Annotated in this window: 17 protein-coding genes; 12 read left to right on the forward strand and 5 right to left on the reverse strand. The window is 71.6% G+C overall.

Annotated features, from left to right (window positions below; all coding sequences use genetic code 11):
- Window positions 1–193 precede the first annotated feature (193 nt).
- The 4 genes from dut (at window position 194) to C1I98_RS15505 (ending at window position 2,520) form a co-directional block, all read left to right on the forward strand.
- A complete protein-coding gene (dut, locus tag C1I98_RS15490; protein WP_111168172.1) occupies window positions 194–628 on the forward strand; it encodes a dUTP diphosphatase in 435 nt (144 codons plus the stop codon).
- A 25-nt stretch (window positions 629–653) separates the two neighbouring features.
- Window positions 654–1,325, forward strand: a complete 672-nt coding sequence (locus C1I98_RS15495) for a DUF3710 domain-containing protein (protein WP_111168173.1) — start codon at window positions 654–656, stop codon at window positions 1,323–1,325.
- Window positions 1,326–1,583: 258 nt separating this feature from the next.
- Entirely contained in the window at window positions 1,584–1,796 is a 213-nt protein-coding gene (locus tag C1I98_RS46345; protein WP_438672084.1) for an OB-fold nucleic acid binding domain-containing protein, read from the forward strand.
- A gap of 22 nt (window positions 1,797–1,818) precedes the next feature.
- Window positions 1,819–2,520, forward strand: a complete 702-nt coding sequence (locus C1I98_RS15505; protein ID WP_111168175.1) for a DUF3159 domain-containing protein — start codon at window positions 1,819–1,821, stop codon at window positions 2,518–2,520.
- Here C1I98_RS15505 and C1I98_RS15510 read toward each other — a convergent pair whose 3' ends face one another.
- Window positions 2,521–3,180 carry a potassium channel family protein gene (locus C1I98_RS15510; RefSeq protein WP_111168176.1) on the reverse strand — a complete coding sequence of 220 codons (660 nt, stop codon included), beginning with the start codon at window positions 3,178–3,180 and terminating at the stop codon, window positions 2,521–2,523.
- Window positions 3,180–3,845 (reverse strand): potassium channel family protein, encoded by a 666-nt coding sequence (locus C1I98_RS15515; RefSeq protein WP_111168177.1) that lies wholly within the window; start codon window positions 3,843–3,845, stop codon window positions 3,180–3,182. The genes C1I98_RS15510 and C1I98_RS15515 overlap by 1 nt, the downstream gene beginning before the upstream one ends.
- 138 nt (window positions 3,846–3,983) lie before the next feature.
- Here C1I98_RS15515 and C1I98_RS15520 point away from each other — a divergent pair, with 138 nt between their 5' ends.
- Entirely contained in the window at window positions 3,984–6,023 is a 2,040-nt protein-coding gene (locus C1I98_RS15520; RefSeq protein WP_111168178.1) for an APC family permease, read from the forward strand.
- On the forward strand, window positions 6,020–7,264 hold the full coding sequence (locus C1I98_RS15525) for a class I SAM-dependent RNA methyltransferase (RefSeq protein WP_438672085.1): 1,245 nt from the start codon (window positions 6,020–6,022) through the stop codon (window positions 7,262–7,264). Before C1I98_RS15520 ends, C1I98_RS15525 begins: the two co-directional genes overlap by 4 nt.
- Before the next feature lie 10 nt (window positions 7,265–7,274).
- Here C1I98_RS15525 and C1I98_RS42890 read toward each other — a convergent pair whose 3' ends face one another.
- On the reverse strand, window positions 7,275–8,294 hold the full coding sequence (locus C1I98_RS42890) for a glycoside hydrolase family 18 protein (protein WP_199536968.1): 1,020 nt from the start codon (window positions 8,292–8,294) through the stop codon (window positions 7,275–7,277).
- A gap of 144 nt (window positions 8,295–8,438) precedes the next feature.
- On the opposite strand from C1I98_RS42890, the gene C1I98_RS15545 reads away from it, so the two are divergent.
- The 4 genes from C1I98_RS15545 (at window position 8,439) to C1I98_RS15560 (ending at window position 14,939) form a co-directional block, all read left to right on the forward strand.
- Entirely contained in the window at window positions 8,439–9,362 is a 924-nt protein-coding gene (locus C1I98_RS15545) for an LLM class F420-dependent oxidoreductase (protein WP_111168182.1), read from the forward strand.
- Window positions 9,363–9,491: 129 nt separating this feature from the next.
- The gene (locus tag C1I98_RS15550; RefSeq protein ID WP_199536969.1) at window positions 9,492–10,937 is read left to right on the forward strand and encodes a 3' terminal RNA ribose 2'-O-methyltransferase Hen1; all 1,446 of its coding nucleotides are present in this window, start codon (window positions 9,492–9,494) and stop codon (window positions 10,935–10,937) included.
- Window positions 10,934–13,441: a polynucleotide kinase-phosphatase gene (locus C1I98_RS15555; protein WP_111168184.1), complete on the forward strand. Its 2,508-nt coding sequence runs from the start codon at window positions 10,934–10,936 to the stop codon at window positions 13,439–13,441. The genes C1I98_RS15550 and C1I98_RS15555 overlap by 4 nt, the downstream gene beginning before the upstream one ends.
- Before the next feature lie 88 nt (window positions 13,442–13,529).
- Window positions 13,530–14,939, forward strand: coding sequence for a sugar porter family MFS transporter (locus C1I98_RS15560; RefSeq protein ID WP_111168185.1), 1,410 nt, complete (start codon window positions 13,530–13,532; stop codon window positions 14,937–14,939).
- 17 nt (window positions 14,940–14,956) lie between these two features.
- Here C1I98_RS15560 and C1I98_RS45330 read toward each other — a convergent pair whose 3' ends face one another.
- The gene (locus C1I98_RS45330) at window positions 14,957–15,505 is read right to left on the reverse strand and encodes a DUF1707 SHOCT-like domain-containing protein (protein ID WP_146607459.1); all 549 of its coding nucleotides are present in this window, start codon (window positions 15,503–15,505) and stop codon (window positions 14,957–14,959) included.
- Window positions 15,506–15,510: 5 nt separating this feature from the next.
- Window positions 15,511–16,239: a PadR family transcriptional regulator gene (locus C1I98_RS15570; protein WP_111168187.1), complete on the reverse strand. Its 729-nt coding sequence runs from the start codon at window positions 16,237–16,239 to the stop codon at window positions 15,511–15,513.
- Between the two features lie 378 nt (window positions 16,240–16,617).
- On the opposite strand from C1I98_RS15570, the gene C1I98_RS15575 reads away from it, so the two are divergent.
- Window positions 16,618–17,346 (forward strand): metal-dependent hydrolase, encoded by a 729-nt coding sequence (locus C1I98_RS15575; RefSeq protein ID WP_111168188.1) that lies wholly within the window; start codon window positions 16,618–16,620, stop codon window positions 17,344–17,346.
- 182 nt (window positions 17,347–17,528) lie between these two features.
- A complete protein-coding gene (gene acnA, locus C1I98_RS15580; protein ID WP_111168189.1) occupies window positions 17,529–20,267 on the forward strand; it encodes an aconitate hydratase AcnA in 2,739 nt (912 codons plus the stop codon).
- Window positions 20,268–20,322 lie beyond the last annotated feature (55 nt).

Here is a 20,322-nt window from a genome sequence, read left to right on the forward strand (position 1 = left end):
TGTCGTGCCTTCCGCCACCGGCGCGGCCCCCGCCGATGCTCCCAGGAACGCCGACGAGTCGCCGCCGAAGGAGACCGCCGGCGGCGGAAGGCACGACAACGGCCCGGAGTAGCCCGAGCGGGTGCCCGGTGGCTGTAGTGTTCCGCAGCGTGACCCGTTCCATGGTGAAGAGCGTCCCGCGGGAGGCGGCCGCATGATCGGTGTGCTGATCAAGCGGCTGGACCAGGGCCTGCCCGTGCCGTCCTACGCCCGTCCCGGCGACGCCGGCGCCGACCTGTACGCCGCGCACGACGTCGAGTTGCAGCCGGGGGAGCGGGCGGTGATCGGCACCGGCCTGGCGATCGCGCTGCCCGAGGGCTACGCGGCGTTCGTCCATCCCCGCTCGGGGCTGGCGGCCAGGCACGGTGTCGCGATGGTCAACGGGCCCGGCACCATCGACGCGGGATACCGTGGCGAGATACGCGTGACACTGCTCAACACCGACGCCAAGGAGCCAGTGCTGCTGCGGCGTGGTGACCGCATCGCCCAACTGGTCTTCCAGCGGGTGGAGCGGGCCGATTTCCAGGAGGTCGAGCGGTTGCCCGAGTCGGTGCGGGGCACCGGCGGTTTCGGGTCGACCGGTCGCTGAAACGTTTGCGAGGAGCGTGAGGAAAGTGTTCCGACGTCGCCGCCGTCATGCGGAGCCGGAGGCGGACGCCGCCGCTCCGGCTCCGGCGCCCGTGCCGGCCAGGGAGTCCGGGCCGTGGGACGCCGACGAGGCCTATCCCGAGCGCAATCGGGTCGATCTGGGCGGGCTGCTGCTGCCGGTCATCGAGGGGGCCGACATCCGGTTGATCGCCCCGGCCGAGCAGATCGTCGGCGTCGCCATGCTGGTGGACGAGAGCGCGCTGCAACTGCACGTCCTGGCCGCGCCCAGGTCCTCGGGCCTTTGGGACGAAGTACGCGCCGAGCTGGCCGAGGGCGTGAAGAAGGCGGGCGGCACCACCGAGGAGCGCGAGGGCTCCTTCGGCACCGAGCTGGTCGGCCGGCTGCCGGTCGAGGGACAAGACGCCCAGACGGTCCGTTACATCGGCGTGGACGGCCCCCGCTGGCTGCTGCACGCCGTGTTCAGCGGGCGGGCCGGTGCCGATCCGGCCGCCGCCGAGCCGCTGGAGGCGGTCGTCCGTGACGTCGTCGTGGTCCGCGGCGAGGGGCCGATGGCGCCCAAGGACACCGTCGAGCTGCGGCAGCCGCAGGAGATCCATCCGGCCGGGGACGACGCCGAGGGCGAGGGGCCCGACCTCGATCCGTTCCGGCGTGGTCCGGAGATCACCGAGACCCGCTGACGACGGCCCGTTCCGGACGACCCTGCTGCCCGCATACCATCGCATAGGCTGATTCATCATAGTTGAGAGGAAGAGGCCGTGAGTGCGGCAGAACCCCACAAACCCAGGGGACTTCGCGGGTTCTTTAGGCGTCTGACGACGAGTCAGGCCGAGCTTGAGGCCGAGGAGCTTCAGGAAGACCTCGACCGGCACGGCGCGACCCCGATAGTCAGGTGTCGCGGGCGGCGCAGGTTCTGCGTTGCCGGTACGCTACGGACGGTGACCTTGCGCCCACGCGGCGGCGCTCCGGCGCTGGAAGCCGAGCTCTACGACGGCTCCGACGTGATCGACCTGGTCTGGCTGGGCCGGCGGAAGATCGCCGGTATCGAGCCGGGCCGCATGCTCCGCGCGGAAGGGCTCGTCAGCCTGCAGGATGGGCGCAAGGTGATGTTCAACCCCAGATACGAGCTTCGCCCCGCGGGCGGCGCCTGACCTTGGAGTGGTGAGCGACACGATGAGTACGGCCGAGGCGACCTCCGGCGGCACCGCGTACGAAACGGTGGAGGCGGCGGTCCGCGCTCAGCTCGCCAAGGCGCTGGGCGGCAAGCGCGGCATCGTGGAGGCGGCGCTGCCGACCATCGCCTTCACGGTGAGCTGGATCGTCTCGGAGGATCTACGGACCTCGCTCATCGTGAGCATCGCGCTCGCGGTGGTGCTGCTGGTGGCACGGCTGGTGCAGCGGTCCACCCCGCAGTTCGTGATCAACAGCCTGATCGGCATCGCCATCGGCGCGTTCTTCGCGGCCCGCACCGGCGAGGCCAAGGACTACTACCTGCCCGGCATCCTCTACAACGGCGGCTACGCGGCGGCCATGCTGCTGTCGGTGGTCACCCGCTGGCCGCTGGTCGGCTTCATGATCGGTTCGGTCACCGGCGACCCGACCGGCTGGCGAAAAGACCCGGGGATCGTCCGGCTGTGTTCCAAGCTGACCTGGCTGCTGATGGTCCCGTGCCTGGTCCGGGTGGTCGTGCAGCTTCCGATCTACCTGATCTGGGGCAATGACGGCGTGGCCGCGATGGGGGTGGCCAAGATCGCGCTCGGCTGGCCGCTCCAGGTGGCCGCGCTGGGCGCGATGGTGCTGGTCCTGGCGAGGGGACGCACGCCCATCCAGCCCGCGTCCCCCATCGGGCCCCTGACCGGCGAGAAGCCCTCCTGATCAGTGCGGGGCCAGGAGCTGGGCCAGCTCCTGCTCGACCTCCTGGGAGGCGACGAACAACAACTCGTCGCCGGCCTCCAGCGGGTCGTCCGCGCTCGGCACCAGCACCCGGCCCTCGCGCAGGATGGCCACCAGCGCAGAGTCGGCCGGCCAGGGCACCGAACCGGAGCGCTGCCCGACCACCGGGGCGTCGTCGGGCAGGGTCAGCTCGACCAGGTTGGCCTGCCCCTGCCGGAACGTCATCAGCCGGACCAGATCGCCGACGCTGACCGCCTCCTCGACCAGGGCCGACAGCAGGCGCGGCGTGGACACCGCGACGTCCACCCCCCAGGACTCGTTGAACAGCCACTCGTTCTTCGGGTGGTTGATCCTGGCCACCACGCGCGGCACGCCGTACTCGGTCTTGGCCAGCAGCGAGACCACCAGGTTGACCTTGTCGTCACCGCTGGCCGCGATCACCACATGGCAGTTGTTGAGCCCGGCCTCGTCCAGTGAGGAGATCTCGCAGGCGTCGGCGAGCAGCCACTCGGCCCGCGGCACACTGTCGATCTTGATGGCCTTGGGGTCGTTGTCCACGAGCAGCACCTCGTGGCCGTTCTCCAGCAGCTCCGCCGCGATGGACCGGCCCACCGCCCCGGCGCCCGCGATGGCCACGCGCATCAGTGCTCTCCCTCCGGTGCGCCGGCGAGCACCTTGTTGATCCGGTCCATGTCGTTCTCCGCGGCCAGCACGTGGAGGATGTCGCCCTCCTGGACGACGGTGTCGGACTTGGGCAGCAGCGCCTCGCCCATCCGGTTGACGAAGGCCAGCCGGACGCCCGTGGTCTCTTCCACCTCGGCCACGCGACTGCCGATCCAGCCGGGATTGCAGGCGACCTCGGCGAGCACGACCGTGCCCGTCGGGTCGCGCCACAACGGCTCGGCGCCCTCGGGGAGGACGCGGCGCAGGATCTGGTCGGCGGTCCAGCGCACGGTGGCCACCGTGGGGATGCCCAGCCGCTGGTAGACCTCGGCCCTGCGGGGGTCGTAGATGCGGGCCACGACGTTCTCCACGCCGAAGGTCTCGCGCGCCACCCGGGCGGAGATGATGTTGGAGTTGTCTCCGCTGCTGACCGCGACGTAGGCGCCGGCCGTGCCGATCCCGGCCTCGGCGAGGACGTCGCGGTCGAAGCCGATGCCGGTCACCCGGCGGCCGCGAAAGCCCGCGCGCAACCTGCGGAACGCCTGTGGGTCCCGGTCGACGATGGCGACGGAGTGTCCGTTGTCTTCGAGGATGTGCGCGAGCGTGGAGCCCACCCGCCCGCATCCCATGATCACGATGTGCATTCTCCCCCGCCGCTGGCTCGATTGAGGCGGACCGATTCGTGCCTCTGACAAGTATGGACCGTCCGGGGAGCAATACGGCAGTGCTCCGAGCCCGCCGGTCGGCCTGCCGGTCAGCCGGTCCGGCTACCATCGTCAGGCGTGTCTAAAGTGACCGATGCCGTCAAGCGGCTCCTCGTCGGCCGGGCGCTGCGCAGCACCCAGCTGCACGAGCAGTTGCTGCCCAAACGCATCGCGCTGCCGGTGTTCGCGAGCGACCCTCTGTCGTCGGTCGCCTACGCCCCCCTGGAGATCCTGGTCGCGCTCTCGGTCGGCGGCGCCGTGGCCTACCTGTTCTCCCCATGGATCGCCGCGGCCATCGTCGTGCTGATGTTCACCGTGGTCGCCTCCTATCGCCAGACCGTGCACGCCTACCCGAGCGGCGGCGGCGACTACGAGGTCGCCATGACCAACCTCGGCCCGAACGCGGGCGTCACGGTCGCCAGCGCGCTGCTGGTCGACTACGTGCTGACGGTCGCGGTGTCGGTCTCCTCCGGCGTGGACAACATCGGGTCGGCCATCCCGTTCGTGGCCGAGCACAAGGTCGCCATCGCGATCGCCATGGTGACCCTGCTGACGGTGATGAACCTGCGCGGCATCCGCGAGTCCGGGACGTTCTTCGCCATCCCCACGTACGCCTTCGTCATCGGCGTGCTCGGCATGGTCGCCTGGGGACTGCTCCAGATCGGCGTGCTCGGCGAGGAACTGCGCGCGCCCAGCGCGGACTACACCGTGGTGCCCGAGCAGACCGGCGACCTGGCCGGCCTGGCGCTCGCGTTCATGCTGCTGCGGGCCTTCTCCAACGGCTGCGCCGCCCTGACCGGCGTCGAGGCGATCAGCAACGGCGTCCCGGCGTTCCGCAAGCCCAAGAGCCGCAACGCGGCCACCACGCTGTTGCTGATGGGCCTCATCGCGGTGTCGATGTTCGCCGGCGTGGTGGCGCTCGCGCTGGCCTCCGGGGTCAAGGCGGCCGAGAACCCTCCGACCCACCTGCTCATCGACGGCAGGCCCGCCGGGCCCGGCTACACCAACGACCCGATCCTGCCCTCGGTGGCCTCGGCCGTCTTCGGCCCGGGCTCGGTCGGCTTCATCTACATCAGCGCGATCACCGCGCTGATCCTCTTCCTGGCCGCCAACACGGCCTTCAACGGCTTCCCGGTGCTCGGCTCCATCCTCGCCCAGGACCGCTTCCTGCCCAGGCAGCTCCACACCCGGGGCGACCGGCTGGCGTTCTCCAACGGGATCATTCTGCTGGCCGCCTTCGCCTGTATGCTGATCTTCGTCTTCGACGCGAACCCGAGCGCGCTGGTCCACCTCTACATCGTCGGCGTGTTCGTGTCGTTCACGCTCAGCCAGACCGGCATGGTGATCCACTGGACCCGCCTGCTGCGCACCGAGACCGAACTGCCCGCACGGCGGCGCATGCAGCGCTCCCGGCTCATCAACGGGTTCGGCGCCATCCTGACCGGGCTCGTGCTGGTCGTGGTGCTGATCACCAAGTTCATGCTGGGCGCGTGGATCGTGGTGCTCGCGATGCCGGTGCTGTTCGGCATCATGAAGAGCATCCGGGCCCACTACGACCACGTCACCCAGGAGCTCGCGCTGCCCGCCGAGGGCGAGGAGACCGAGCAGACCCTGCCGGCCCGCAACCACGCGATCGTGCTGGTCTCCAAGATCCACAAGCCCACGCTGCGGGCCGTCGCCTACGCTCGCGCCACCCGGCCCAGCTCGCTGGAGGCGGTCACGGTGGCGGTGGACGCCCGCGAGTCCGAGGCCGTGGCCGAGGAGTGGGAACGGCTGGGCGTACCGGTGCCGCTGAAGATCCTCGACTCGCCGTACCGGGAGATCACCCGGCCCATCCTCCAGTACGTCAAGGACCTCCGCCGCCGTTCGCCCCGGGACGTGGTCACCGTCTATATTCCCGAATACGTCGTCGGCCACTGGTGGGAGCACGTCCTGCACAACCAGAGTGCGCTGCGGCTGAAGGGCCGGCTGCTGTTCATGCCGGGCGTCATGGTGACCAGCGTGCCCTGGCTACTGCACTCCTCACTGCGCCTCAAGGGCAGGCCGGAGCCCTTCGCCCCCGGCGCGGTGCGCCGCCCCTGGGACGGGCCGTCCCGCGATGAGCAACCGGGATCATGATGGATGAACTTCTGGACGTGAAGGTCGAGCGCGTCGCGCACGGCGGCTGGTGCGTGGGGCGGCACGAGGGCAGGGTCGTCTTCGTCCGGCACGCGCTGCCCGGCGAGCGGGTACGCGCCCGGGTGACCGAGGAGGCCTCGCGCTTCCTGCGGGCCGACGCCGTGGAGATCATCGAGCCGTCGCCCGACCGGGTGTCCCCGCCCTGTCCCTACGCCGGTCCGGGCAGGTGCGGCGGCTGCGACTGGCAGCACGCCGCGCTGCCCGCGCAGCGCCTGCTGAAGGCGGCGGTGGTCACCGAGCAGCTCAAGCGGCTCGCCGGGATCGAACGCGAGGTCGTCGTGGAGGAGGTGCCGGGCGCGCCCGGCGGCCTCGGCTGGCGTACCCGGGTGCGGTTCGCGGTGCGCCAGGACGGCGTTGCGGGGCTGCGCCGGCACCGCTCCCACACGGTCGAGCCGGTGGAGGCGTGCCTGATCGCGCACCCCGAGGCGGAGGCGGCCGGGGTGGAGACGAAGTCCTGGCGCGGAGCCTCGGCCGTGGAGGTGATCGCCTCCTCGGCCGGCGACCGCGCGGTGGTGGTCACGCCGAAGGGGCGCAGGGGCGTCGCCGTACCGGATCTCGACGCGCCCGCGGCCGTGCTCGTGGACCGCGGCCGGGGTCGTACCGAGGCCGCCAGGGGCCGCGGTGGCGTCCGTGAGCGGGCCGGCGGGCGCGAGTTCGAGGTGACCGGCAGCGGGTTCTGGCAGGTGCATCCGGGGGCCGCTGAGGCCCTGCGGGAGGCCGTCCTGGCCTTCGCCGCCCCACGCCCCGGCGAGCGCGTCCTCGACCTGTACTGCGGCGCCGGCCTGTTCACCGCCGCGCTCGCCGAGGCGGTCGGCCGCGAGGGCGCCGTGACGGGCGTGGAGTCCGACGCCGCCGCCGTCCGTGACGCCCGCCGCAACCTGCGCGACCTCCCCCAGGTCCGGATCGAGCGGGCGACCGTGGACGACGCCCTCGCCGGCCTGGAAGCGGCCGACCTCGTGGTGGCCGACCCCCCGCGTACCGGCCTGGGCCAGGGCGTCACCGGCGGCATCGCCGCGCACTCGCCCACGCGCATCGTCTACGTCTCCTGCGACCCGGCCACCCTGGCCAGGGACATCGCACTACTCGGCGGCCTCGGCTACGAACTGGCCGCCCTGCGCGCCTTCGACGCCTTCCCGATGACCCACCACGTCGAATGCGTGGCACACCTGGTCCGCGCATGATCGCTGGGCGTCAGCGCAGGGCGTGGACCAGGACTTTGGCGACGTCGAGGGCGGGGCGGGCGCCGCGGACCGACAGCCAGGCCAGGTCTCTGCGGCGGGCGTAGCCGGCCAGCTTCCTGGCGTCCATGAGGCCGAGGTCGGCGGTCTCGCGCAGCACCGGGGTCAGCCCGATGCGCCGCCAGGCGTCCTCTCCGGCGGGCAGGCCGAACGCGGTGGCGATCTGGGCCTGGGCCAGGCGGATCGAGGCGGCCAGGGCGCGCAGGTGCGCGCCGTCCGGCAGCGGGCGGAACGGCACCAGCAGGTTGACCGTGTCGACCGGGCCGGACGCGGCGAGCAGCCGCTGGTCGGCCGCCGACAGCCCGGTCGCGGTGAGGCGCAGCGAGAAGCCGACGGTCAGCGGCCGGCCCGCGTCGGCCGCCTCGCGCTTGAGCGTGGCGAGCGCCCGCGCCCGGCGGGCGGCGATCTTCTCGTCGCGGTCGCCGCCGATCTCGAAGTCGAGGTGGGCGGCGTCGAGGGTGTCCACGACCCGCCGGTAGGCGGCGGTGAGGCCGGCCTCGTCCGGGCAGGTGACGGCGGGCTCGGGGCCGCCGAGGGCGGGCGCGGCGTCGCCGCCCAGCGCCCTGACCTGCGCGAGCGCGCTGGTCACCGAGGAGTCGTCGAGGTCGCGGGCCCCGCCCCAGCGCGGCAGGCATCGATCGGACCCGCCCGTGGTGAGGTGGCCCAGGGCGAACCAGCGCGCGCGCGAGCGCCGCATCACCGCGGAAAGGCCGCGCCCTGGGTAGCGGGCCGTGTCCACGAACACCACGAACCCTTCGGGACCGGTGCGGATCGGCTGGACGACCAGCCTGCGGGGGCGCTCCATGCCGGTCACCTCCGTGGCCGAGGTGGCCGGCAGGCCGGCGGGCCTGGGACCGGCGGTGGCGCGCGGGCCGGGGAGCAGCGCCAGCACCGCGCCGGTGGCCGCGAAGAGCAGCACGAACGCCAGGGCGACCACGGGCCGCGGCGGGGTGCCCGGCAGCCGCTCTCTCATCACCGTGCTCTCCCTCCGGCGGGCGACGGTCGCCGCGTGTGCCCGAGCGGCTACTTTGTGTACCAGGGTCGAAGGTTAGCAAGTACTCGTACGGGTACGGGGGTCACTCCACGGATACGGTCCTTTTGCACGGATAATCGACGTATGAAATTGAGGATCTTCATCGAGCCGCAGCAGGGCGCCACCTACGACGACCAGCTCCAGGTCGCCAGGGCGACCGAGCGGCTGGGTTTCGATGCTTTCTTCCGTTCCGACCACTACCTGGTCATGGGTGACAGCGACCCGCTGCCCGGGCCGACCGACTCGTGGGTGACGCTCGCCGGCCTGGCCCGGGAGACGTCCACGATCAGGCTCGGCACGCTGGTCAGCTCGGCGACGTTCCGGCTGCCGGGCGTGCTGGCGATCAGTGTGGCCCAGGTCGACCAGATGAGCGGCGGGCGGGTGGAACTCGGGCTCGGTACCGGATGGTACGACCCGGAGCACACCGCCTACGGCATCCCGTTCCCGCCGTTCGGCGAGCGCTTCGCCAAGCTGGAGGAGCAACTGGAGATCGTGACCGGCCTGTGGGGCACGCCGGTCGGCGAGACCTACTCCTTCGACGGCAGCCACTACCGGCTGGCCGACTCGCCCGCGCTGCCCAAGCCGGTGCAGAGCCCGCGCCCGCCGATCATCGTCGGCGGGCTGGGCGCGCGCCGGACGCCGCGGCTGGCCGCCGCGTTCGCCGACGAGTTCAACGTCCCCTTCGCCGTGCTCGACGACACCAAGGCGGCCTACGACCGCGTGACGGCGGCGTGTGAGGCGGTCGGCCGGGACCGGCTGATCTACTCCGCCGCCCAGGTGGTGTGCTGTGGCAAGGACGAGCGGGAGGTCGAGCGCCGGGCCGCCGCCATCGGGCGCGAGGTGAGCGAGCTGCGCCAGAACGGCCTCGCGGGCACGCCGGAGGAGCTGGTCGAGAGGATCGGCGGGTTCGCCGGGGCCGGGTGCGAGCGGATCTACCTTCAGGTGCTCGACCTCACCGACCTGGACCACCTGGAGCTGATCGCGTCGGACGTCCTGCCGCACGTGTGACGCCCGAAAGGCCGGTACGGCTCGCCGTACCGGCCTTTCACCCTCAAAGCATCGGATATGCCGATATCCCGGCCTATACCGGGTTTTATACGGTCGCCGGGCCGTGCGCGCTGCGCCAGACTGTCCCCTGTGCTGCTCACGATCTCGACCACCGCGCGACCGGCCACCGACCTCGGATTCCTGCTGCACAAGCATCCTGACCGGGTGCAGGAGTTCGGCCAGTCCTTCGGCACCGCGCAGGTCTTCTACCCCGAGGCGGACGAGGAGCGCTGCACGGCCGCGCTGATGCTGGACGTCGACCCGGTGCGCCTGGCCCGCACGCGCGGCCGTACCGCGCCTGACTTCTCGCTCGGCCAGTACGTCAACGACCGGCCCTACGCGGCCTCCTCGCTGCTCGCCGTGGCCCTCGGCGACGTCTTCCGCACCGCCCGCGCGGGCCGCTGCGCCGCCCGCCCCGAGGCCGCCGCCAACCCGCTGCCGTTGTCGATCACGCTGCCCGCGCTGCCCTGCCGCGGCGGCCCCGACCTGGCCCGGCGCCTGTTCGAGCCGCTGGGCTGGCAGGTCCAGGCGCAGGCCGTACCGCTGGACCCGCGCTTTCCCGAGTGGGGCGACTCCCGCTACGTGCGGCTGGCCCTGCACGGTGAGGTACGGCTGGCCGACGCCCTGAACCACCTCTACGTCCTGCTGCCGGTCCTGGACGACGCCAAGCACTACTGGATCGCCGCCGACGAGGTGGACAAACTGATCCGCGCGGGGGAGGGCTGGCTGGCCGGGCACCCCGACCGCGAACTGATCGCCCGCCGCTACCTGGGCAGACGCCGGGCGCTCCAGCGCACCGCCCTGGCCAGGCTCGCCGAACTCGGCGACGAGGTCGAGGAGACCCTGGTCCCGCCGGTCGAGGAGGAGGCCGGCTCCCGGCCACCCGACGAGGAGCCGGACCCCCAGCCGGTCAGGCCGCTCAGCGCGCTGCGCAGGGAGGCGGTCCTCGCCGCGCTCACGGACGTCGGCGCGCGCAGCGTGGCCGACCTCGGCTGCGGCTCCGGCGCGCTGGTCGCCGACCTGCTCAAGCGGCCGGAGTTCGGCAGGATCGCGGCCATGGACGTGTCCGTCCACGCCCTCGCGGTGGCCCGGCGCCGGCTCGGCCTGGACCGCATGCCGGACGCCCAGCGCGGCCGGCTGGAGCTGTTCCAGGGCGCGCTCACCTACAAGGACGACCGGATCGCGGGTTTCGACGCGGCGGTCCTCATGGAGGTCATCGAGCACGTCGACCCGCCCAGGCTGGCCGCGCTGGAACGGGTCGTGCTCGGCCTGGCCCGCCCCGCGCACCTGATCGTGACCACGCCCAACGCCGAGTACAACGTCCGCTACGAGGGGCTGACCGGGCACCGCCACCCCGACCACCGCTTCGAGTGGAGCCGCGCCGAGTTCGCCGCCTGGGCGCACGCCGCCGCCGAGCGGTACGGCTACGACGTCACGTTCCGGCCGGTCGGCGAGCCGGACCCCGAGGTGGGGCCGCCGACCCAGATGGGGATCTTCGCCCGTGCGGGGCGGGAGCAGGAGGGGATGGGTTCATGACCGTCGAGGTGAGTGTTCCGAAGCTGTCGCTCGTGGTGCTGGTCGGGGTGTCGGGCAGTGGCAAGTCCACGTTCGCCGCCCGCCACTTCGCGCCGACCGAGGTGATCTCCTCCGACTTCTGCCGGGGCCTGGTCGCCGACGACGAGAACGACCAGTCCGCCAGCCACGACGCCTTCGACGTACTGCGCTACATCGCCGGCACCCGGCTGCGCCGCGGCCTGCTCACCGTCGTGGACGCCACCAGCGTGCAGCCCGCCGACCGCAGGTCGCTGATCGAGCTGGCCAGGTCGCACGACGTGCTGGTGGACGCCATCGTCCTGGACGTGCCCGAGGAGGTCGCCCTCCAGCGCAACGCGGCCAGGCCCGAGCGCGACTTCGGCCCGCACGTCATCGTGCGGCAGCGCAATGACCTGCGCAAGTCGATGAGCGGCCTCGCCAAGGAGGGCTTCCGTCGGGTACACGTGCTGCGCGGCGTGGCCGAGATCGACGCCGCCACGGTGACCCGCGAGCGGGCCTGGACCGACAGGCGGCACCTCACCGGCCCGTTCGACATCATCGGCGACGTCCACGGCTGCCGCGCGGAGCTGGAGACGCTGCTCGGCACGCTCGGCTGGGAGATCGAGCGGTCCGGCGGGCGGGCGGTGGGCGCGCGGCACCCCGAGGGCCGCACCGCGGTGTTCGTCGGGGACCTGGTGGACCGCGGCCCGGACACACCAGGCGTATTGCGCCTGGTGATGGGCATGGTCGCGGCCGGTACCGCGCTCTGCGTGTCCGGTAACCACGAGCAGAAGCTGTCCAGGGCGCTGGCCGGGCGCAAGGTCAAGGTCGCGCACGGGCTTGAGGAGTCGCTGGCGCAGCTCGGCGGCGAGCCGCCGGAGTTCGTCGCGGAGGTCCGGCGGTTCACCGACGGCCTGATCAGTCACTACCAACTGGACGGCGGGCGGCTGGTGGTGGCCCACGCCGGGCTCAAGGAGCCCTACCACGGCCGGGCCTCCGGCCGGGTGCGCTCCTTCGCCCTGTACGGCGACACCACCGGCGAGACCGACGAGTACGGCCTGCCGGTGCGCTATCCCTGGGCCGAGGAGTACCGCGGGCGGGCCATGGTCGTCTACGGCCACACCCCCGTCCCGAAGACCGAGTGGGTCAACAACACCATCTGCCTGGACACCGGGTGCGTGTTCGGCGGACGGCTGACGGCGCTTCGCTACCCCTTGCGGGAGCTGGTGTCGGTGCCCGCCGAGCGGGTCTGGTACGAGCCGGTCCGCCCGCTCGACGGCCCGGGCCGCCGCGACCCCGGCGTGCTCGCCATCGGCGACGTGACCGGCACCCGGTACGTCGAGTCCCGGTACGGCGGGCGGATCAAGATCTTCGAGGAGAACTCCGCCGCCGCGCTGGAGGTGATGAGCCGGTTCGCCGTCGACCCCCGCCGGCTGGTGTACCTGCCGCCGACCATGGCCCCGGGGAAGACCTCCGCCAGGGACGGATACCTGGAGCACCCCGACGAGGTGTTCGCGGAGTTCCAGGCCGCGGGCGTCGGCGAGGTGGTGTGCGAGGAGAAGCACATGGGCTCGCGCGCGATCGCCGTGCTGGCCCGCACGCCGCAGGCCGCCGCGGCCCGGTTCGGCGTGGACGACGGCAGCGCCGGCGTGGTCTACACCCGCACCGGCCGCCCGTTCTTCTCCGACCCCGCCCTGATGGACGAGCTGGTCACGCGGCTGCGCGCGGACCTCGCGCCGCTGTGGGAGACGCTGGGCGACTGGGTGGTCCTGGACTGCGAGCTGCTGCCCTGGTCGGCCAAGGCGGGCGGGCTGATCCGCGAGCAGTACGCGTCGGTCGGCGCGGCGGCGGGCGCCGCGCTGCCCGAGGCGGTCGCGGCCCTGACGGCGGCGGCCGGGCGCGGCCTGGATGTGGGCACGTCGCTGGACCGCGTCCGGCGCCGCCACGCCAACGCTGCCCTGTTCCGGGACGCCTATGCCCGCTACTGCGGCCCGGTGGACGGCCTGTCCGGAGTACGGCTGGCCCCCTTCCACATCCTGGCCTGCGAGGGACGCGTCCCCGCCGTGGAGGAGCCGCACGCCTGGCACCTGGCGCTGCTGGCCCGCGCCGAGTCCGAGCTGATCGCGCCGACCAGGCACATGGTCGTCGATCTCGCAGCCGAGGAGTCCCGCGCCGCCGCGACGCGCTGGTGGACGGAGCTGACCGAGGCGGGCGGCGAGGGCATGGTCGTCAAACCGGCGTTCTTCCCGCCGGGGAGGGTCCAGCCGGGGGTGAAGGTGCGCGGCCGGGAGTACCTGCGGATCGTCTACGGGCCCGACTACACCGAGAGCCTGGACCTGCTGCGCGGGCGGTTCCTGGGCAGGAAGCGCTCGCTCGCGCTGCGTGAGCACGCGCTCGGCCTGGAGGCGCTGCACCGGCTGGCCGAGGGCGAGCCGCTGTGGCGGGTACACGAGCCGGTGTTCGCCGTGCTCGCGCTGGAGACCGAGCCGGTCGATCCGCGATTGTAGCGATATGTGAATGATCGTGTGCGTTGGGTGGGCATCCCATGTCGCCGACCTGGGCCGTTACGGCGGCGTACTCGGGGTAAGGAACGGCATGGGAACCACACCTACGGCGCGCACCCACGAGGAACACCTCGGGCACATCGTCTTCATCACGGCTGCCGCCGCCATCGGCGGGTTCCTGTTCGGCTATGACAGCGCGGTGATCAACGGGGCGGTCACCGGCATCCAGCGCCACTTCCAGGTCGGCCCGGTGGAGACCGGGACGACGGTGGCCGCTGCGCTGCTCGGCTCGGCGGCCGGGGCGTGGTCCGCCGGACGGATGGCCGACCGTCTCGGACGCACCAGGACCATGCAGATCGCCGCCATCGTGTTCGCGATCAGCTCGATCGGGCAGGCCCTGCCGTTCGCGATCTGGGACCTCGCGATCTGGCGGGTCGTGGCCGGTATCGCCATCGGGATGGCGTCGGTCACCGGCCCCGCCTACATCGCCGAGGTCGCGCCGCCCGCCTACCGCGGCAGGCTCGGCTCCTTCCAGCAACTGGCCATCGTGCTCGGCATCGCGACCTCCCAGCTCGTCAACTACGTCATCGCCCAGCTCGCCGGCGGTGACGTCAACAACTACCTCGGGCCCTTGCAGGCATGGCAGTGGATGCTCGGGGCCTGCCTGATCCCCGCGCTGCTCTTCCTGCTGTTCGCGACGATCATCCCCGAGTCGCCGCGGTTCCTCGTGGCCGTGGGCAGGGTCACCGAGGCCCACCGGGTGCTGCGCGAGGTCGAGGGCGACGACGTGGACGTCGCGGCCCGGGTGGGGGAGATCCAGTCGGTGCTGCGGACCGAGCGCAAGGCCACCATGCGCGACCTGCGCGGGCCGAAGTTCGGGCTGCTGGGCATCGTCTGGGTCGGCATCCTGCTGTCGATGTTCCAGCAGTTCGTGGGCATCAACGTGATCTTCTACTACTCGTCGGTGCTGTGGCAGTCGGTGGGCATCGAGCAGTCCCAGTCGCTGCTGATCAGCTTCTCCACCTCGATCATCAACATCGTCGGCACCTATATCGCCATCGCGCTGGTCGACCGGCTCGGGCGCAGGCCGCTGCTGATGACCGGTTCGGTGGGCATGGCCGTGTCCCTCGCCGCGGCGGCGTGGGCGTTCAGCGCGGCCGGCGGCACCGGCGAGGACGTCGCGCTGCCTCCGCTACAGGGCATGGTCGCGTTGATCGCGGCGCACGTGTTCGTGCTGTTCTTCGCCCTGTCGTGGGGTGTGGTGGTCTGGGTACTGCTGGGCGAGATGTTCCCCAACCGCATCCGCGCGACCGCGCTTTCGGTGGCGGCGGCCGCCCAGTGGATCTCCAACTGGCTGATCACCGTGACCTTCCCCAGCCTGTCGGAGTGGAACCTGGCCGGGGCCTACGTCGGATACGCCACGTTCGCCGTGCTGTCGTTCCTGTTCGTGCTGTTCTTCGTGCGGGAGACCAAGGGCCGCAGGCTGGAGGAGATGGGCTGAGCCGTACGGCCCCTTGGTCACCGGCGGTGCCGGCGCTGATGGTGGTGGCGGAAGAACCCGGCGCCCATGAAGGCGATCATCGCGATCATCATGACCAGCGGCGCCCCCAGGCCACCGGCGAGTATGAACAGGCAGACCAGCATGATGAACGGGGCCACGGGCGGGAACCCGCGCCCGCGGCGCATGCGCCCGCGGCGCATGCGCCGCGGGCCGTACATCCCGTGCCAGGGGCCGTGCCCGTGCCATGGCCCGCCCTGTTGCCATGGTCCGCCGCGCCCCCATGGTCCGCCACGTCCCCAGGGGCCGTGCCCGTGCCCGAACGGGGGCCCGGGCCAGGGGCCGTGGTCGTCGTCGCCGCCGGGACCCGTTCCGGTACGGCCGGCCGGGGCCGGTAGGTCCTCGGCGATCTTGGCCAGCTCGCCCCCCGTCCTGGCGCCGAGCGTGAGGCCCAGGCGCTCCTCCAGCTCCTCCTGGGTCAGGCGGCCCTGAGCGAAGTGCTCACGCAGGGCCGCCATCATTTCGTCGCGCTCCGCGTCGCCGATGCGGAGGTCGTCGCGAGACGTCATCCGGGTCACTCCTCCGAGGGGTCACCGTCTGCCAGGATCTGGTAGAGCTTGCGGCGGGTGTCGATGAGGGTCTGCCTGGCCTCCCGGATCTGTGCTTCGCTGCCGGTCTGCAGGATCTGCATCATCGCGAACGCCGACTGGCGGGCGCTCTCCATCAGCTCCATGGTGCTGTCGTCGACGTCGGGGGTCATCTCCTCCCACGGCGCGCGCAGCTCGTCGGGATGCTCGGTCACGTAGGCCGTGCCCTGCTCGGTGAGCCGGAAGGTCTTGCGCCCGTCGGTCTCCTCGGCGCGGACCAGGCCCTCGTCGGCGAGCTGCTGCAGGGCCGGGTAGACCGCGCCCGGGCTGGGCTTCCAGCCGCCCCGGCTGCGCTCGGCGATCTCCTGGATGATCTGGTAGCCGTTGCGCGGACCCTCGGCCAGCAGCGCGAGGATCGCCGCGCGGACGTCGCCGCGCTTGGCCTTGCGGCCGCGGCCGAAGTGCCGCCCGCCCGGCGGGAAGCCGCCGAAGAAGCCCGGCCCGAAGTCGCGCCCGAAGGCCCACGGGAACGGCCCGCGGGGCCCCCGGTGGCGGCGCTCGTGCGGCCCGCCCTCGCCCGGCCCCGGAGGCCCGCCGTGCTGCCAGGCCGACGCCATCGCCCGCACGGCCGACCGCGCCGCCCGCCGGAACTGCCGGTGGAACTCGTGCGGGTCGCCGTGCGCCCAGTCATCTCCCATCGCATGTGCCGATGTCATGCCTCCGCCCTCCTCTGGACGTACTGATTCGATCACTCTCGATGCTTTTACGATATATCGCTACTGTTCTTTAGACAAGTGGACGCAAGCGGACGTAACGCGTGAGCCAGATCACTGGATTAATCGGAAGGGTCAGGGAACAAAGCCTGGCGACGTACGCGTTGTCAGGGCATAGACGGGATCGTTCCCACCTCGGAAGGGCTGGGGGGTGCTTTCGAGGCCAGGGACGGTCCCGTCTGTCATCTTTTCTGGGGTTTTCGGCGCTTCGGGCGCTTCTTCCGTGCGTGTGTGGTTTCCAGCGCGACACGTCGTCGTCACCGTGCCGGATACTCGGCGCGGGCGGCCCATTGCCGTAGGCTGGTCAGCCGTGATCTTGTCATGATGGGGCACACGCACGCCCTCACCGGGGCGGTGGCCTGGCTGGCGGTGGCCCCCGGCCTCGCCGCGCTGCCGTACCTCCAGGAGTCCTCACGGTTCGTCGAGGTGGGGATCATGGCCGGCGCGCTGACGCCGGCCGAGCTGATCGCGGGCGCGCTGGTGTGCGCGGGAGCCGCGATGCTGCCCGACCTCGACCACCCCAGCGCGACGATCGCGCAGACCTTCGGCCCGGTCACCTGGGCCCTCAGCAAGGCGGTCGCATGGATCGGCGGCGGCCACCGCGGGGCCACGCACTCCCTGGTGTTCGCCGTGGCGGTCGGCATGGGGGCGCACTTCCTGGCGACCCGCTATCCGCTCGGGCGCGACATCCTGGTGGTGCTGATGATCGGGCTCGCGCTGCGCGCGATCGGGATCGGCATCCCGGGCAGGCGGCTCGGCTCGGCCCTGGTCAACATCGGCCTCACGGTGGGGCTGTACGCGGTGTTCCGGTCGCTGGAGGTCGGGTACGCCTGGCTGGGGCTGGCGATCGGCGTCGGCAGCCTGGTCCATGTGGTGGGCGACTGTTGCACCGAGAGGGGCTGTCCGGTGCTCTGGCCACTGCGGCAGCGATGGGTGCTGCCGTACAAGATCGGGCTGAAGACCGGCCGCGCGTTCGAGCAGAAGATCCTGGCCCCGATCCTCTCCCTGGCGGTCGTCGGCCTTCTCTATCTCCGGTTGGCCCCCATGTAGCTTGATGTCGAGATATCATGGAAGATATCTTGATATCGAGACATCCGGAGGATGTCCGCCGGGTTGGGCCGGGTTAGGCAGACCTAACTGGTGGGCTCGCTCCGCGCGTGCGGGAGGATTCCCCTGGGAGGGGCATCGCCCGCCCGAAGACGAACCAACGGCAATGGAGGAGGCGACCCATCGTGTCCGCGAACAGCTTCGGCAGCCGTGACACGCTCCGCGTAGGTGAGGCGGCCTACGAGATCTATCGGCTGGACGCTGTCGAGGGATCGGCGCGCCTCCCATACAGCCTGAAGATCCTCCTGGAGAACCTGCTGCGCACCGAGGACGGTACGAACATCACCGCCGACCACATCAGGGCGCTCGGCGGCTGGGACCCGTCGGCCGCCCCCAGCGTGGAGATCCAGTTCACCCCCGGCCGCGTGATCATGCAGGACTTCACCGGCGTGCCCTGCGTGGTGGACCTCGCGACCATGCGCGAGGCGGTCCGCGACCTCGGCGGCGACCCCGCCAAGATCAACCCGCTCGCCCCCGCCGAGCTGGTCATCGACCACTCGGTGATCGTCGACTTCTTCGGCGGCTCCGACTCCTTCCGCCGCAACGTCGAGCGGGAGTACGAGCGCAACCGCGAGCGCTACCAGTTCCTGCGCTGGGGCCAGACCGCCTTCGACGAGTTCAAGGTGGTGCCCCCGGGCACCGGCATCGTCCACCAGGTCAACATCGAGCACCTGGCCCGCGTGGTGATGACCAGGGACGGCAAGGCCTACCCCGACACCTGTGTGGGCACCGACTCCCACACCACCATGGAGAACGGCATCGGCGTGCTCGGCTGGGGCGTCGGCGGCATCGAGGCCGAGGCCGCCATGCTCGGCCAGCCGATCTCCATGCTGATCCCGAGGGTCGTCGGCTTCAAGCTCACCGGCAGGCTCCCCGCCGGCGCGACCGCCACCGACCTGGTGCTGACGATCACCGAGATGCTGCGCAAGCACGGTGTGGTCGGCAAGTTCGTGGAGTTCTTCGGCGAGGGCGTGTCCAGCGTGCCGCTGGCCAACCGCGCCACCATCGGCAACATGAGCCCCGAGTTCGGCTCCACCTGCGCGATCTTCCCGATCGACGGCCAGACCATCGACTACCTCACCCTGACCGGGCGCAGCGAGGAGCAGATCGCGCTGGTCGAGGCGTACGCCAAGGCGCAGGGCCTGTGGCACGACCCGGCCAACGAGCCGGCCTACTCCGAGTACATCGAACTCGACCTCTCCACCGTCGTCCCGTCCATCGCCGGCCCCAAGCGCCCGCAGGACCGCATCGCGCTGTCGGAGGCCAAGGAGACCTGGCGGCGCGACATCCGCGCCTACGTGGCCGACGAGGACGGCGTGGACGAGGCCTCCAAGGAGTCCTTCCCCGCCTCCGACAGCCCCGCCTCCAACGCGGCGGCCAACGGCGGGCGCAGGCCGCACAAGCCCACGCCGGCCGAGTCGGCCGAGCGCGGCGCCTTCGAGATCGACCACGGGGCCGTGGTGATCGCCGCGATCACCTCCTGCACCAACACCTCCAACCCGTACGTGATGCTCGGCGCGGCGCTGCTCGCCAAGAACGCCGTGGACGCGGGCCTGTCCAGCAAGCCGTGGGTGAAGACCTCGCTCGCCCCCGGTTCCCAGGTGGTGACGGGCTACTTCGAGCGGTCGGGGCTCCAGCCGTACCTGGACAAGCTGGGCTTCAACCTGGTCGGCTACGGCTGCACCACCTGCATCGGCAACTCCGGCCCGCTGCCGGAGGAGATCTCCGCCGCGGTGCAGGCCGGCGACCTCGCGGTCACCGCCGTACTCTCCGGCAACCGCAACTTCGAGGGCCGGATCAACCCCGACGTCAAGATGAACTACCTGGCCTCACCGCCGCTGGTGGTCGCCTACGCGCTGGCCGGCACGATGGACCTCGACCTCAACAACGAGCCGCTGGGCCTCGGCACCGACGGCAAGCCGGTCTACCTCGCCGACATCTGGCCGGACCCCGAGGCGGTGACCGAGGTCGTCAACTCCTCGATCGGCCAGGACATGTTCAAGCGCGACTACGCCGACGTCTTCAAGGGCGACGAGACGTGGCGCTCGCTGCCGATCCCCACCGGCGACACCTTCGAGTGGGATCCCGAGTCGACGTACGCGCGCAAGGCCCCCTACTTCGACGGCATGCCGCCGGAGCCGGTGCCGGTCACCGACATCGCCGGCGCCAGGGTGCTGGCCCTGCTCGGCGACTCGGTCACCACCGACCACATCTCCCCGGCCGGGTCCATCAAGGCCGACTCCCCGGCCGGACAGTACCTCCGCGACAAGGGCGTGGCGGTCAAGGACTTCAACTCCTACGGCTCGCGCCGGGGCAACCACGAGGTCATGATCCGCGGCACGTTCGCCAACATCCGCCTGCGCAACCAGCTCGCCCCCGGCACCGAGGGCGGCTGGACCCGCGACTTCACGGCCGACGGCGGGCCGGTCGCCACCATCTACGACGCCTCGGTCAACTACCAGGCCGGCGGCGTGCCGCTGGTGGTGCTGGCGGGCAAGGAGTACGGCTCGGGCTCCTCGCGTGACTGGGCCGCCAAGGGCACCGCGCTGCTCGGCGTGCGGGCCGTCATCGCCGAGTCCTACGAGCGCATCCACCGCTCCAACCTGATCGGCATGGGCGTGCTGCCGTTGCAGTTCCCCGAGGGCGCCTCGGTGGCCTCGCTCGGCCTGACCGGCGAGGAGACCTTCGACATCACCGGCGTCGAGGAACTGAACGAGGGCGGTATCCCGCGCACGGTCAAGGTCCGCGCCGGCGACACGGAGTTCGACGCGGTGGTCCGCATCGACACCCCGGGCGAGGCCGACTACTACCGGCACGGCGGCATCATGCAGTACGTCCTGCGCTCCCTGCTCGCCAAGCCCTGACCTCGACCCCGGAAGGCCGCCCGCTCCCGCGGGCGGCCTTCCGCCATCCCCACCC

The sequence above is a fragment of the Spongiactinospora gelatinilytica genome (genome assembly GCF_003236385.1).
Taxonomy (GTDB): domain Bacteria; phylum Actinomycetota; class Actinomycetes; order Streptosporangiales; family Streptosporangiaceae; genus Spongiactinospora; species Spongiactinospora gelatinilytica.

Bases quoted from the DNA above. Each gene is read 5' to 3' on its own strand.
- dut (WP_111168172.1), top strand. From the start codon at position 194: ATGATCGGTGTGCTGATCAAGCGGCTGGACCAGGGCCTGCCCGTGCCG.
- C1I98_RS15505 (WP_111168175.1), top strand. From the start codon at position 1,819: ATGAGTACGGCCGAGGCGACCTCCGGCGGCACCGCGTACGAAACGGTG.
- C1I98_RS15510 (WP_111168176.1), bottom strand. From the start codon at position 3,180: ATGCGCGTGGCCATCGCGGGCGCCGGGGCGGTGGGCCGGTCCATCGCG.
- C1I98_RS15515 (WP_111168177.1), bottom strand. From the start codon at position 3,845: ATGCACATCGTGATCATGGGATGCGGGCGGGTGGGCTCCACGCTCGCG.
- C1I98_RS15525 (WP_438672085.1), top strand. From the start codon at position 6,020: ATGATGGATGAACTTCTGGACGTGAAGGTCGAGCGCGTCGCGCACGGC.
- C1I98_RS42890 (WP_199536968.1), bottom strand. From the start codon at position 8,294: ATGAGAGAGCGGCTGCCGGGCACCCCGCCGCGGCCCGTGGTCGCCCTG.
- C1I98_RS15545 (WP_111168182.1), top strand. From the start codon at position 8,439: ATGAAATTGAGGATCTTCATCGAGCCGCAGCAGGGCGCCACCTACGAC.
- C1I98_RS15555 (WP_111168184.1), top strand. From the start codon at position 10,934: ATGACCGTCGAGGTGAGTGTTCCGAAGCTGTCGCTCGTGGTGCTGGTC.
- C1I98_RS15560 (WP_111168185.1), top strand. From the start codon at position 13,530: ATGGGAACCACACCTACGGCGCGCACCCACGAGGAACACCTCGGGCAC.
- C1I98_RS45330 (WP_146607459.1), bottom strand. From the start codon at position 15,505: ATGACGTCTCGCGACGACCTCCGCATCGGCGACGCGGAGCGCGACGAA.
- C1I98_RS15570 (WP_111168187.1), bottom strand. From the start codon at position 16,239: ATGACATCGGCACATGCGATGGGAGATGACTGGGCGCACGGCGACCCG.
- C1I98_RS15575 (WP_111168188.1), top strand. From the start codon at position 16,618: ATGATGGGGCACACGCACGCCCTCACCGGGGCGGTGGCCTGGCTGGCG.